Genomic DNA, 13,233 nt, shown 5'->3' on the forward strand with positions numbered 1-13,233 from the left:
TCTACATTTGCATTAGCAAAAAGATCAAATAAGGGGTGCCCTAAAGAAACGGGCTGAGATCATACCCATACTACCTGATCCGGGTAATGCCGGCGAAGGGAAATGCGATTTCCGACAAAAGGAAAGTTACGGGTGAACAATAAACAGGGTAGTCACCCCTAGACTACTTTGATGTTTAACCAAATTAAATTCATTGCATAATGAAACGCTTGTTGATGACCGCAGTTTGTCTGCTGGTCGGGTTTGGTGCTATGGCACAAAATCAAGTTAATGGCCGCATAAAGGATGCGGAAACAGGAGAAGTACTAATTGGCGCCAATGTAATATTGGAAGGTACTGGTAGAGGAAGTACAGCCGATGTGGAGGGAAATTTCTCTATCAAAAATGTACCTAATGGTGCATTTACGCTTAAAGTCTCTTTTGTGGGTTACGAAACTTTTAACCGGGAAATCCAGGTGCCTGTAGGTCAGCTGGATATTTCTTTGGAGAGGAATAGCCTGCTGACGGAAGAATTTATTGTGTCGGCTACCAGGGCCTCGGAAACAACTCCAACTACCTTCCAGACCATTACCAAAGAGGAGCTGGCCAAAAATAATTTGGGGCAGGATATTCCGATTTTGCTTAATTATACTCCTTCTGTGGTTACCCATTCGGATGCTGGAGCAGGCATTGGCTATACAGGAATGAGAATCAGGGGTTCTGACCAGACCCGTATTAATGTGACGGTGAATGGAATTCCTATGAATGATGCGGAATCCCACGGGGTATTTTGGGTAAATATGCCTGACTTTGCCAGCTCGGTGGACAACATCCAGATCCAACGCGGGGTAGGAACTTCTACCAATGGAGCAGCTACTTTTGGAGCCAGTATGAATATTCAGACCGACACCAAAAAAGAAGAACCCTATGCGGAAATAGCCAATTCTTATGGCTCTTTTAACTCATGGAAGCACACGGTACAAGCAGGGACAGGCTTACTCAACAATCGGTGGGCAGTAGATGCAAGGCTCTCCCAGATCAGCTCCGATGGTTATGTAGACAGGGCTTTTTCTGACTTGAAATCTTATTTTGTTTCTGGTGGATACTATGGTGATGACCATGTTTTTAAAGTAAATGTATTTTCAGGAAAAGAGCAGACTTATCAGTCTTGGTATGGCTTGCCAGCATCCAAACTGGAGGATGACCGGACTTTCAATTATTATACCTATGATAATGAAACCGACAATTATCAGCAAGACCACTACCAGTTCATTTATACAGGTAAGTTAGGCCAAAACTGGAAAGCCAACGTGGCATTGCATTATACTTACGGCCGAGGCTACTATGAGCAATACCGTGCGGATGATGATTTTGCCAGTTATGGTTTGGATCCTGTAGTGATTGGAGACGAGACCATCGAAAGCACTGATATCATTAGAAGAAGGTGGCTGGACAATGATTTTTACGGAGGGGTGTTCTCTTTGAGTTATGTGTCAGATGATGGAAGATGGGATGCTATTTTAGGTGGTGGTGCCAATCGCTATGATGGGGATCATTTTGGAGAAATCATCTGGGCCAGGATAGCTGGTGATACTGAAATCAGGGATCGCTATTATGATAATAATGCGGTCAAAGACGATCGAAATGTTTATGCTAAGGCCACCTATGAAGTAGCAGAGCGATTGTATCTTTTTGGAGACCTCCAGTTTAGACAGATTGATTACCAATTTCAAGGTGTAAATGATGATCAACGGGTAGTGGATGGTCAGCAGCACTATGATTTCTTTAATCCAAAAGTGGGCGTCAGTTATGAATCAGGTAATGGCAAAACATGGTATGCCTCTTATGCAGTAGCCAATAGGGAGCCTGTAAGAAGTGATTTTACAGATAATCCTATTACGGAAATTCCAAGGCCGGAAAGGCTTAATAACGTGGAGGCCGGTGTTAGGGTGAAGCAAGGTAATTTCAGCTACAATGCGAACTTCTACTACATGGGCTATCATGACCAGTTGATCCTGACAGGGCAGATCAACGATGTCGGGGCATATATCCGCGAAAATGTGAAAAACTCCTATCGAGCGGGGATTGAATTGGATGGTGCTGTAAGGTTATCCCCTATGTGGACTTTAGGGGGGAATATTGCTTTCAGTAAAAATAAGATTGACGAGTTTACGGAATATGTGGATGATTATGCGGCTGAGGAGTTTCAGCAGGAGTCTTTTAGTTATACTGATACAGATATTGCCTTTTCACCAAATATGGTTGGCTCGGTGATGATTGACTTCAGGCCCATCAAAAACATGGAGATCAGCTGGATGACCAAATATGTGGATGACCAGTATTTGGACAATACCCAAAACGAGGGTCGAAAGCTAGATGCTTACCTCACCAATGATGTGAGGCTAGTTTATACGCTTCGTCCAAGGTTTGTGAAAGCATTGGAGTTCAATGTTAAAGTGAACAATATTTTCAATAAAATGTATGAGCCCAATGGCTATACTTTTAGCTATTTCATTCCTGGTGGCAATGGTCGAGAGTTGGTCACTGAGAATTATTACTATCCTATGGCCGGAACCAATTTTATGGCCGGGGTAAATATTAAGTTTTAAGCGTAGATACAAGAAAAGCCCATGGCAATTCGCCATGGGCTTTTGAATTTCAAATTCACTTGATTATGCTTGAAGAAACTCTTTGATCATTTGTAGGGTCTCTAGTTCCTGTTCGAACATACCCATGTGACCAGCATTGGGAAGTTCATGATAATAATCCACATAAGATTGATGTTTTCGGCTGGCTTCAATTTTGACAGCCCCATCCAAAACTCCGGCAATCATCAGTTTTTTGCCCCGGAAATCCCGAAGTATATTCATCCGGTCTTTTCTGTCCCGCATGGCCCGCGTAAATGAAACCAGGCCTTGGAAGGTAGTGGTTTTGGCGATTTTTACGACTTCTTGTATACTATCCTTCATGGTCTCGCGGTGTTCCTCAGTGAAAAGGGGAGGCACAAAGGAATCGATGAAAGTATTCACCCCATGTTTTTCCACAAAGGTAATGGTTCGGTTTCTGACTCCTTTTTTTTCTTCATCATCAGCAAAAGCCGTGGAATGGAATAAGCCTATTCCGCCAAGTTCATCACCCATCAATTCTGCAAGGGCTAAGCTTACATATCCCCCTAAAGAATGACCAATGACAATTGGCTTTTCTAAGTTGAGCTTATTGATCCAATCCTTTAGTAACTCTGCCGTATACTCCAAGCTGATACTTTCTTCAAACCATTTGGTTTCTCCACAACCTGGAAGGTCTGGACAAAGTACTCGATAATAGGGTGAAAATTCCGTTTCAAATCTTTTCCACATCTCTTTGGCTTCGCAAAAGCCGTGGATAAAAATAACGGGCGTACCATGACCTTGGTCGGTATATTCAATAGAAGTTGTCATGAAGTGAAGTTAACTTTTAAAAAGAGTTTTGCCAAAAAGGAATGGCAGAGGGAAAAAATATAAATTCCTGACATGATGCTCAATCATGCCAGGAATTTTTTTAATATATTATGAGTGTTGTCCAGCAGAGACTGGTTCAGCTAACTTTTTTACCGCAGTAGCGATTCCGTCTGGGTCAAAGCCACACTCTCTATGTAGTTCCAATTGGGTACCATGTTCGATAATATCATCTGGGATACCCAAACGCTTCACCTGAGCTTGGTAATCATGGTCCATCATCCATTCCAGGACAGCGCTACCAAATCCTCCCATCAGGCAACCATCTTCCACAGTGATTACTTTCTTGAATTTGCCAAACACTTCATGGAGTAGTGATTCATCCAATGGTTTAACAAAACGCATATCGTAGTGAGCTGGATTTAACCCTTCTTTTTCTAATTGTTCACAAGCTTCAATGGCATAGTTGCCGATGTGCCCAATGGTCAAGATGGCTACTTCTTCACCTTCTTTGATGATTCTGCCCTGTCCAGTTGGGATTTCGCGCATAGGTGTTCTCCAGTCAGGCATGACACCTTGCCCTCTAGGGTATCTAATGGAATATGGCCCATCAAATTTGGAAGCAGAATACATCATGTTTCGAAGTTCTTCTTCATTCATAGGGGCACTTACCACTAGGTTAGGCACACATCTGAAATATGCCAAATCATAGGCACCGTGGTGTGTAGGTCCATCTGCACCCGCAAAACCTGCGCGGTCCAGACAAAAGACTACAGGGAGATTTTGCAGGCATACATCATGTACTACTTGGTCATAAGCACGCTGCATAAAGGTACTGTAGATGTTACAGAATGGTTTTAGGCCTTGGGTGGCCAAACCTGCTGAGAAGGTGACCGCATGCTGTTCGGCAATGCCCACATCAAATGCCCTATGAGGCATTTCCTTCATCATGATGTTCATGGATGAACCTGAAGGCATAGCAGGTGTGATGCCCATGATGGTTTCATCTTCTTCAGCCAGCTCTACCAAAGTATGTCCAAAGACATCCTGATACTTGGGAGGCTGAGGTGTGTCATGTATCTTTTTGGCGATTTCGCCTGTGATTTTATCAAATTTACCGGGAGCGTGCCACTTGGTTTGGTCTTTTTCAGCCAAGTCATAGCCCTTTCCTTTCACCGTTAGGCAATGAAGGATTTTAGGCCCTGGGATTTTCTTTAAATCATTGAGCACTTCTACCAAGTGGTTGACATCATGGCCATCGACAGGGCCGAAGTAGCGAAGATTTAAGGATTGAAAAAGGTTGCTTTGTTTGAGCAAAGCTGATTTGACAGCTCCTTCTACTTTGGAGATGATTTCTTGGGCACTGGATCCAAACTTGCTGAACTTGCCTAATATCCTCCAAAGATCATCTTTGAACCTGTTATAAGTCTGGGAAGTGGTAATGTCCGTAAGGTAATCTCTTAATGCACCGACATTGGGATCTATGGACATGCAGTTGTCATTAAGGATGATGATCATGTTGGTGTCCGATACTCCTGCATGGTTCATGGCCTCAAAAGCCATCCCTCCTGTCATGGAGCCATCACCGATCACAGCAACATGCTGTTTTAAATCATCCCCTTTATACTTGGAAGCCATGGCCATTCCCAGTGCGGCAGAAATGGAAGTGCTGGAGTGACCCACTCCAAAACTGTCATATTCACTTTCCTTTCGCTTAGGGAAACCCGAGATACCTTTGTAAAGTCTGTTCGTGTGGAATTTTTCCCTTCTTCCTGTCAAAATTTTATGGCCGTATGCCTGATGGCCTACGTCCCAGATTAACTGGTCTGAAGGGGTGTTAAGCACATAGTGCAATGCAACAGTTAGTTCAACTACCCCTAAGCTGGCTCCGAAATGTCCTCCATAGACAGACACACTGTCAATGATATACTGACGCAACTCTTCGCATATTTGTACGAGTTGATCCTTCCTGAACTTTTTCAGTTCATCAGGAGAGTTGATTTGTGCGAGTAGTTTTCCTGGTTCTATTAGCATTGCAAGTTAGTCCCGTGTGCAATAATAACTGAGACTTGATTCTATTGTTTTCAATATAGCCAAAATTTAGCCAATCTTTTTATCAATAAGAATTCTTATTGATTTTGAACGGTCTCATGTTGATTTTTGTATATATGTAATATCTTTGATATTCAATTCGATCGCAAAATTAAGAGAAATTTAATAGTATCCAGTGAGTTTCGAGATCAAATTACCGCTTTTTGAAGGACCATTCGATTTGCTCCTGTTCTTTATTGAGCGGGATGAGTTGGATATTTATGACATTCCGATCTCAAAAATCACCCATGATTTCCTCGATTACCTGCAGCATTTGGAGAAAATGGAGATAGAAGTGGCCAGCGAATTTATACTTGTGGCAGCTACTTTGATGAAAATTAAATCCAAGATGTTGATCCCGCGACCGGAGCTGGATGAGAACGGAGAGGAGATTGATCCACGTGAGGAATTGATCAAGCATTTATTGGAATATAAAAAATACAAGTCTGTCATTTCTGATTTGTCAGAAATGGAGGCGGAGAGAATGACCAAAGAAAAACGTGGCAACATTGCGACAGAACTCAAGGAACTTAGCAAGATTGACAATGTAGAGAGTGAAATCCAGGATTTGGATTTATATAAAATTCTTAAGGTTTTTCAAAAGGTCATGGCGAAGTATGTCGCCCGAACCGATGAAACCACGCATACAGTCATTCAGTACCCCTATACTATAGATCAGCAAAAAAACTTTGTACTAGATAAAATAAGCTTTAAGAAACGAATGCCCTTTTCTGAGTTTATTGAATATAAACCTGATAAAATATTCGTGATCTACACCTTTTTGGCAATTTTGGAGCTCTTGCAACTTTCCATGGTGACTATCAAGTTGGGAGAAGGGTTTAATAATTTTTGGGTAGAGAAAACAGAAGAAATTCCGGCCTAGTATTTATGAAGTTAGACAACAAAGAGATTTTCAAAACACTTAACCCGAATAAGGTTTGGATTCCCGTGCTGATAGGTATTGGAATAGTCTTTTTGATGTTCTATACCGACCCGTCTATCACCAGGGAAAATTTGGAAAGTGTATTTGATGCTTCCTTGCTTAGCTTAGGGATAGCCTTTTTGGTAATAGCCATGAGAGATGCGGGTTATGTATTTCGAATCCGGGAAATTACCGACAAGAAATTGACTTGGACCAGAGCGATCTATGTCATTATCCTCTGGGAATTTGCTTCCGCGGTAACGCCATCTATTGTAGGAGGAACAGCTGTAGCGGTATTTATATTGCACAAAGAAGGGATCAAGCTAGGTAAAGCCATTGCTTATGTGATGATCACTGCTATTTTAGACAACCTGTTTTTTGTGATTGGAGCTCCTATTGTTTTGTACTTGGCCCAAGGAAGTATTTTTCCGGAAAGCAGGGTGCTAGAACTGCGTTTGGGTAAGAGCTTGAATTTGATCTTTTGGCTGAGCTATTCCTTGTATGCGGTTTATTCCTTGATTATGGCTTTGGCTTTATTTTATCGTCCGAGAGTTTTTAAGTGGGTACTTCTAAAAATCTTTAGCATCAAATGGATCAGGAAATGGAAGCATAATGCGAGTGAATATGGGGATCAAATCATAGAATCAAGCAAAGAGCTTCAAGGTAAGAAATTAGGATATTGGCTGACCATTATACTTGCGACGATCTTTATTTGGTCTTCGCGGTACTTGATGCTGAATGCACTGATAACAGCTTATGTGGACCTGAGTTTATCACAACACATTATCGTATTTGCAAGGCAAATTATCATGTGGATCGTGATGATGATTTCTCCAACACCAGGCAGTAGTGGTACGGCAGAGTTCTTCTTTGCCCAGTTCTTTTATGAGTTTTTGTCCAATTACACCTTTGTAACCAGCATCCTGTGGAGGATGTTGTCCTATTATCCTTATTTACTTCTGGGAGCGATCTTTTTGCCAAGGTGGATCAGGCAGGTTTTTTTCAAAAAGAAATAAGCAAAGGCCTTCTGAGGGCATACATATAACTAACCCCAATTGAGTTTTCAGTGTATCAGTTTTTGACAGACTTGCGTCTAGGAAGGAACAATAAAGATTTAAAGATGAAAAAGCTTTCTTTAATCGCTGGAGTCATGTTGCTATTGGCCTTTCAGTGTGAAGACAATGAACCTGGTTCAGGAAAGAATTGCATTGATCCGGATAAAATTAATCCCAATGCTGCTTGCTATGAAATCTATGCGCCAGTTTGTGGATGCGACGGAAAGACCTACGCAAATGACTGCTATGCTGCTGCTGCTGGAGTGAAGTCTTGGACAGAAGGAGCCTGTGAAAAGTAAAACTCCCCTGGTTTTCCAGAGGAGTTTAGTGTGATATTATAGTACTCTTTCGAATTGGCTGAAGTAAAAGTTTCCTTCGATTTCAGCATTTTCGTCAGAATCAGAGCCGTGAACGGCATTTGCTTCGATAGACTTGGCAAACAACTTACGGATGGTTCCCTCAGCTGCATCAGCAGGGTTGGTAGCACCGATCAATTTTCTAAAGTCTTCCACTGCATTGTCTTTTTCAAGGATGGCAGCGATGATAGGGCCTGAAGACATGTAGTTGCAAAGGTCATTGTAAAAAGGACGCTCCTTATGTACAGCGTAGAATTTACCTGCTAGCTCAGCAGTAAGCTGAGTGGCTTTGATCGCTACAATTTTAAATCCTGCCTCTTCGATCATTTTAAGGATCGCACCTGAATTACCTGCGCCGAAAGCATCAGGCTTGATCATAGTGAATGTTCTGTTACTTGCCATTTGTATTTATTTAGAATATAAGGTTTATATTTCGGCTGCAAAAATAGTGTTTTTAATGGAAAGTCATGGTATATGACATTATTTGTAGGTTATCTTATTCATTTTTAGCGGCTTATATAAATTGGGATTTTTAAAAAATTATAATGACCTTTGCATCTTGTGTACTGTGAAAAGTGCTACTAAAATAATGTAGATGCTAGAGTTAGAGTCATTTAAAAAACTACTGTCCTCACCAAAGAAAATCGTAATCACCACACATCACAAGCCCGATGCAGATGCTTTGGGATCATCCCTGGGGATGGCCAATTACCTCAAGAAAAAAGATCATGAGGTAGCTGTGATTACGCCTTCTGATTATCCTTCCTTTTTGTATTGGATGAAAGGTAATGATGAAGTACTGAACTTTGAGGAGAAGGGCCACGCGAAGGAAATCAATGAGAAAATGACAGCTGCTGAAATGGTCATTTGCCTTGATTTTTCCTGCCTTGGCAGGATCAATGAACTGGGTGAAATGGTCAAGCAGTCTACTGCTGTCAAAGTAAATATCGATCATCACCTAGACCCGGAAGATTTTGCGGATTTTAGGTATTGGAGCACTGAGGCAGCTGCTACCTGTGAGTTGGTTTTTGACCTGATTGTTAAATTGGGGGATAAAGATCTTATTGATGCTGATATTGCAGATTGCCTGTACTCGGGTATTATGACCGATACAGGAGGCTTTCGTCATCCAAATACCACCAAACATGTGCATATGGTCACTGCTGAGTTGATTGGCTTGGGTGCTGACAATGCAAAAATTTCCCGTTTGATATACGATACCAATTCTGTAAACCGTCTAAAATTTATAGGTTTTGCCTTAAGTAGAAGGTTGATCATTCACAATGATCTTCATACCGCATATTTTTGGATTTCTAAAAGAGATCTTAAGAAATATGATTCCCGTACGGGTGATACAGAAGGGTTGGTAAATTATGCTCTTTCACTGGATGGGATAAAAATAGCCGCTTTGTTTACCGAGCGCAAAGATGGTGTCAAGATTTCCTTCAGGTCTGTAGAAGATATCGCTGTAAACAAGTTTGCAGCAAAATATTTCAATGGTGGAGGGCACAAAAATGCTGCTGGTGGCAAATCAGACTTGCCACTTAAGGAGACAATTGAGAAATTTGAAAAATTAATAAAAGAAAATCAGGAAAGATTATTAAATCAACTAGAGTTAGTCAATGAAAAACATTAAAAGTTTGATGTTGTCAGCAGGTGTGTTGGCAACATGTTTCGGCGTAGTATCTTGTCAAAAAAGCAAGACCACTGAAGATGGGACAGAATATACTTACATCGAAGAGGGTACTGTAAAGCCAGAAAATGGCCAGTTTGTAATTTATGAATTTACAGCAAAGAATAGTAAGGACTCCGTCTTTATCTCAAGTATAGAAAATGGCGCGCCGGCTTATATGGTTCACAATGATTCTATCAAAAGGTATGATACCACTAAGGTAAGACCAGGGATCGATGAGATTTTTTCCAATCTTTGTAAAGGAGACAGTATTCAGTTTTCTTCTACTGCTTCGAAGATTTTTGGTGAAATGAACACACCTCCATTCCTGACTGCTGATGAAACAGTTACCTTGAACATAGGTGTGGTTGATATCTTGGATGAATCTGAGATGCAGGATTTCATGACCAAAGTGCAGGAGAAGCAACGTGCCAAAATGGAGCAAAAATCTGAAGAGCAATTGGCGACAGATATCAAAATGATTCAGGACTATATGGCGGAAAATAGCTTAAATGCTACTAAGACAGAGTCTGGTCTTTTCTATATCATAGAGGAAGAAGGTAATGGAGAATCTGTAGAGGAAGGAAATACCGTTTCTGTAAACTATACAGGTTATGTTCTGGACGGAACAGTATTCGATACTAGTGTAGAAGAAGTGGCCAAAGAAAATGATATCTTCAATGAAGGTCGTCCATATGAGCCTTTCAGTGTGATGGTAGGCCAAGGAAGAGTGATTCCTGGTTGGGATGAAGGTTTACAGTTATTGAAAGGTGGAAGTAAGGCAAAATTGTTGATCCCTTCTACTTTAGCTTATGGCCCTAGACAGGCTGGAGAAGTCATTAAGCCAAACTCTATTTTGGTTTTCGACGTTGAAGTAGTAGATGTTCAGAAATAATTGAATGAAAAATCTTATTATAATATTTGCAGCAGCCCTTATTTCAGGGCTGTTTGCTTCTTGTATTTCTGATCAGGAAACTGCCCAAGAAATATATCAAAAAGACCTGGCAAAAATCGATGCCTACTTAGATCAGACAGACTATCAATTTGTTGATTTCTACCAAGATGAAGCAACAGGTATAGTGATTTTGTGGGAGTACCTTTCTTATTCCGGAGTTGTTCCTGAAAATGATGACAGCTTATATGTGGACTATACAGGAATGCTTTTGGATGAGAGTGTATTTGATACTTCTGTTGAGGCAGTAGCCAGGGAAAATGGCATTTACTCCTCTGAAAGGGATTACGAGCCTTTAGAGTATATTTATGGGTATAACACTTTGATTTCTGGAGTAATCATCGGTCTTTCAAAAATGGAAGAGGGTGATCGGGCAAGAGTGATTATGCCTTCTTATTATGGCTATGGTAATACAGAGATTTCTAGTCAGATACCGGCCAATTCAGTATTGATCTTTGATTTAGATCTAAAGGAAATTGATAAAGACTAGTACAACTTTAAAGTAATATGAAGCAGTATATTTTTGGGATATTAGGTTTGATGGTGATAGCAGGGATGATTTCTTGTGAGCCCAATAATCCTTATGATTTAGGTCCGGTTTATGACGTGGCGGGAAATTTGGAGAAAGACAGTGTGAAGATCGCTGAATACTTGGAGACTGCTGAATACGATAGTCTGTACAGGATTCATGACCCTAGTGGTGTGGTGATTATTGTACAGGAGGAAGGGACTGGCTCAAGACCTTTTAATGGTAATTTGGTTTATACCAATTATGTTGGCAAGTTGACCGATGGGTCGGTTTTTGATACCAATATTCAATCAGTAGCGGAGGAAAATGGTCTGCACGAAGATGGAGATGAGTACAATCCTTTTCCTTTCTATGTCGTTAGTGCTTCCAATTCAACTTCTTCTGGAGCCATTTATGGGTTTAGTTTAGGCTTCAAAAGGCTTAGAAGCGGTTCCAAAGGAGTGATCATTATTCCTTCTCCTTATGCATATAGGGACGTGGATCGTGAAACTATTCCTGCCAATTCAGTATTGGTATTCGAAGTGGATTTTCTTGGAATGGATTGATCAGTCAAGTCAGATAAGATAAATAAAAAAAAGAGCTCACTGTAGATTGAGCTCTTTTTTTATTTATGTATAAGCTGATTTCGGAATGATTGAAAAAGCAAAGGCGATCCAACTGGATCGCCTTTGCTTTTATGAAGTTACTTTTCTTCTTATCCTTTCACACTGTAGTTAGGTGCTTCCCTTGTGATGCTGATGTCATGTGGATGGGATTCATGAACACCTGCAGCGGTTATTTTTACAAACTTGCCATTTTTCTGAAGGTCAGTAACAGTTTGTGTGCCACAGTAGCCCATACCTGCTTGAAGTCCACCTACCAGTTGATACAATACCTCTGAGACCAGGCCTTTAAAAGCCACACGTCCCACAATACCTTCTGGTACTAGTTTTTTGATATTGTCTTCAGCATCTTGGAAGTAGCGGTCTTTGGATCCTGATTCCATAGCTTCCAAAGAGCCCATACCACGATACGTTTTGAATTTTCTGCCTTGATAGATGATCATTTCTCCAGGAGCCTCTTCTGTTCCAGCGAGTAATGAACCGATCATAATAGAACTTGCGCCTGCAGCAACAGCCTTCACCAAATCTCCAGAATAGCGAATTCCACCATCAGCGATAACTGGTACACCAGTGTTTTCAAGTGCCTTGGCACATTCAAAAACAGCAGATAGCTGGGGAACTCCAACTCCAGCGATCACCCTGGTGGTACAGATACTACCAGGCCCAACACCTACTTTCACTGCGTCAGCACCTGCTTCAGCTAGCGCTTTGGCAGCTTCAGGAGTGGCAATGTTACCTACGATAACTTCAAGGTCAGGGAAAGTTTCTTTAATTTTTTTACAGGTATCGATTACTCCTTTAGAGTGACCATGAGCTGTGTCGATTGAAACAACGTCAACTCCTGCGTCTTTCAAAGCCTGCACCCTATCTACTATATCTGCAGTTACACCAACGGCTGCTCCTACTCTCAGTCTTCCATATTCATCTTTACAAGCGTTAGGCTTATCTTTTCTTTTCAGGATATCCTTATAAGTGATCAAACCAGTTAGCTTATTGTCCTCGTCAATGATAGGAAGCTTTTCAATTTTATGCTCTTGAAGGATTTCTTCTGCTTGTTCCAAAGTGATACCTGCTTTGGCAGTGATCAGATTGGCAGAAGTCATGATTTCCTTAACAGGTTTTTGCTGGTCTTTGATAAATCTCAAGTCCCTGTTGGTAATGATTCCCATTAGGTTTCTGTCTTTGTCCACGACAGGAATACCTCCAATATGGAATTCCCTCATTATCGCCTCCGCATCTTTAACTTTGGCGTCAATTTGAAGGGTGATAGGATCCAGGATCATTCCACTTTGGGAACGCTTCACTTTCCTTACTTGAGCTGCTTGCTGCTCAATGGTCATGTTTTTATGGATAAAGCCTAAGCCACCTTCCAAAGCAATGGCAATAGCCAATTCCGCTTCGGTAACAGTATCCATAGCTGCTGAAACCAAAGGAATGTTTAGCCGGATTTTTTTAGTAAGTTGAGTGGAAGTGTCGGTGTCGCGAGGGAGTACTTCTGAGTATCCAGGCACCAAAAGCACGTCGTCATAGGTGAGTGCTTCGAAGAGGAATTTATCGGTATTTAGATTCATGGCAAACTTGGTTAAGGAACCCTATTTGCCCGTCAAAGATACAAACAAATTTGAATGTGAATCAACGATA

Annotated in this window: 12 protein-coding genes and 1 riboswitch; of the genes, 8 read left to right on the top strand and 4 right to left on the bottom strand. The window is 41.2% G+C overall.

Going from position 1 to position 13,233, the window contains the following annotated elements; genetic code table 11:
* Window positions 1–21: 21 nt before the first annotated feature.
* Window positions 22–118: riboswitch (TPP riboswitch) on the top strand.
* 82 nt (window positions 119–200) lie between these two features.
* The gene (locus JL001_RS07025; protein WP_200975414.1) at window positions 201–2,588 is read left to right on the top strand and encodes a TonB-dependent receptor; all 2,388 of its coding nucleotides are present in this window, start codon (window positions 201–203) and stop codon (window positions 2,586–2,588) included.
* 63 nt (window positions 2,589–2,651) lie between these two features.
* On the opposite strand, the gene JL001_RS07030 is transcribed toward JL001_RS07025, so the two are convergent.
* A complete protein-coding gene (locus JL001_RS07030; RefSeq protein WP_200975415.1) occupies window positions 2,652–3,416 on the bottom strand; it encodes an alpha/beta fold hydrolase in 765 nt (254 codons plus the stop codon).
* 108 nt (window positions 3,417–3,524) lie between these two features.
* Window positions 3,525–5,447 carry a 1-deoxy-D-xylulose-5-phosphate synthase gene (dxs, locus tag JL001_RS07035; RefSeq protein ID WP_200975416.1) on the bottom strand — a complete coding sequence of 641 codons (1,923 nt, stop codon included), beginning with the start codon at window positions 5,445–5,447 and terminating at the stop codon, window positions 3,525–3,527.
* A gap of 193 nt (window positions 5,448–5,640) precedes the next feature.
* Here dxs and JL001_RS07040 point away from each other — a divergent pair, with 193 nt between their 5' ends.
* The 3 genes from JL001_RS07040 to JL001_RS07050 all read left to right on the top strand — a co-directional run bounded on the left by JL001_RS07040 (window position 5,641) and on the right by JL001_RS07050 (window position 7,780).
* The gene (locus JL001_RS07040) at window positions 5,641–6,387 is read left to right on the top strand and encodes a ScpA family protein (protein ID WP_200975417.1); all 747 of its coding nucleotides are present in this window, start codon (window positions 5,641–5,643) and stop codon (window positions 6,385–6,387) included.
* A 5-nt stretch (window positions 6,388–6,392) separates the two neighbouring features.
* Window positions 6,393–7,442, top strand: a complete 1,050-nt coding sequence (locus JL001_RS07045) for a lysylphosphatidylglycerol synthase transmembrane domain-containing protein (RefSeq protein ID WP_200975418.1) — start codon at window positions 6,393–6,395, stop codon at window positions 7,440–7,442.
* Between the two features lie 104 nt (window positions 7,443–7,546).
* Window positions 7,547–7,780, top strand: coding sequence for a Kazal-type serine protease inhibitor domain-containing protein (locus JL001_RS07050; protein WP_200975419.1), 234 nt, complete (start codon window positions 7,547–7,549; stop codon window positions 7,778–7,780).
* Between the two features lie 36 nt (window positions 7,781–7,816).
* Here JL001_RS07050 and JL001_RS07055 read toward each other — a convergent pair whose 3' ends face one another.
* Window positions 7,817–8,239, bottom strand: coding sequence for a nucleoside-diphosphate kinase (locus tag JL001_RS07055; RefSeq protein ID WP_192010429.1), 423 nt, complete (start codon window positions 8,237–8,239; stop codon window positions 7,817–7,819).
* Between the two features lie 193 nt (window positions 8,240–8,432).
* On the opposite strand from JL001_RS07055, the gene JL001_RS07060 reads away from it, so the two are divergent.
* From JL001_RS07060 to JL001_RS07075, 4 genes are read left to right on the top strand one after another with little or no spacing between them, the layout of a single operon-like run.
* Window positions 8,433–9,473, top strand: a complete 1,041-nt coding sequence (locus tag JL001_RS07060) for a bifunctional oligoribonuclease/PAP phosphatase NrnA (protein WP_200975420.1) — start codon at window positions 8,433–8,435, stop codon at window positions 9,471–9,473.
* Window positions 9,460–10,404 carry an FKBP-type peptidyl-prolyl cis-trans isomerase gene (locus JL001_RS07065; RefSeq protein ID WP_200975421.1) on the top strand — a complete coding sequence of 315 codons (945 nt, stop codon included), beginning with the start codon at window positions 9,460–9,462 and terminating at the stop codon, window positions 10,402–10,404. The genes JL001_RS07060 and JL001_RS07065 overlap by 14 nt, the downstream gene beginning before the upstream one ends.
* 4 nt (window positions 10,405–10,408) lie before the next feature.
* Window positions 10,409–10,951, top strand: a complete 543-nt coding sequence (locus tag JL001_RS07070) for an FKBP-type peptidyl-prolyl cis-trans isomerase (protein WP_200975422.1) — start codon at window positions 10,409–10,411, stop codon at window positions 10,949–10,951.
* Window positions 10,952–10,968: 17 nt separating this feature from the next.
* Complete coding sequence (locus JL001_RS07075; protein ID WP_200975423.1) at window positions 10,969–11,535, top strand: FKBP-type peptidyl-prolyl cis-trans isomerase; 567 nt, start codon at window positions 10,969–10,971, stop codon at window positions 11,533–11,535.
* Between the two features lie 149 nt (window positions 11,536–11,684).
* Here JL001_RS07075 and guaB read toward each other — a convergent pair whose 3' ends face one another.
* Window positions 11,685–13,163: an IMP dehydrogenase gene (gene guaB / locus JL001_RS07080; RefSeq protein ID WP_200975424.1), complete on the bottom strand. Its 1,479-nt coding sequence runs from the start codon at window positions 13,161–13,163 to the stop codon at window positions 11,685–11,687.
* Window positions 13,164–13,233: the final 70 nt, after the last annotated feature.

This window comes from Echinicola sp. 20G, from assembly GCF_015533855.1.
Taxonomy (GTDB): domain Bacteria; phylum Bacteroidota; class Bacteroidia; order Cytophagales; family Cyclobacteriaceae; genus Echinicola.

Coding starts and splice junctions, on each gene's coding strand:
- JL001_RS07025 (WP_200975414.1), top strand. CDS start 201: ATGAAACGCTTGTTGATGACCGCAGTTTGTCTGCTGGTCGGGTTTGGT.
- JL001_RS07030 (WP_200975415.1), bottom strand. CDS start 3,416: ATGACAACTTCTATTGAATATACCGACCAAGGTCATGGTACGCCCGTT.
- dxs (WP_200975416.1), bottom strand. CDS start 5,447: ATGCTAATAGAACCAGGAAAACTACTCGCACAAATCAACTCTCCTGAT.
- JL001_RS07045 (WP_200975418.1), top strand. CDS start 6,393: ATGAAGTTAGACAACAAAGAGATTTTCAAAACACTTAACCCGAATAAG.
- JL001_RS07050 (WP_200975419.1), top strand. CDS start 7,547: ATGAAAAAGCTTTCTTTAATCGCTGGAGTCATGTTGCTATTGGCCTTT.
- JL001_RS07055 (WP_192010429.1), bottom strand. CDS start 8,239: ATGGCAAGTAACAGAACATTCACTATGATCAAGCCTGATGCTTTCGGC.
- JL001_RS07060 (WP_200975420.1), top strand. CDS start 8,433: ATGCTAGAGTTAGAGTCATTTAAAAAACTACTGTCCTCACCAAAGAAA.
- JL001_RS07065 (WP_200975421.1), top strand. CDS start 9,460: ATGAAAAACATTAAAAGTTTGATGTTGTCAGCAGGTGTGTTGGCAACA.
- JL001_RS07070 (WP_200975422.1), top strand. CDS start 10,409: ATGAAAAATCTTATTATAATATTTGCAGCAGCCCTTATTTCAGGGCTG.
- JL001_RS07075 (WP_200975423.1), top strand. CDS start 10,969: ATGAAGCAGTATATTTTTGGGATATTAGGTTTGATGGTGATAGCAGGG.
- guaB (WP_200975424.1), bottom strand. CDS start 13,163: ATGAATCTAAATACCGATAAATTCCTCTTCGAAGCACTCACCTATGAC.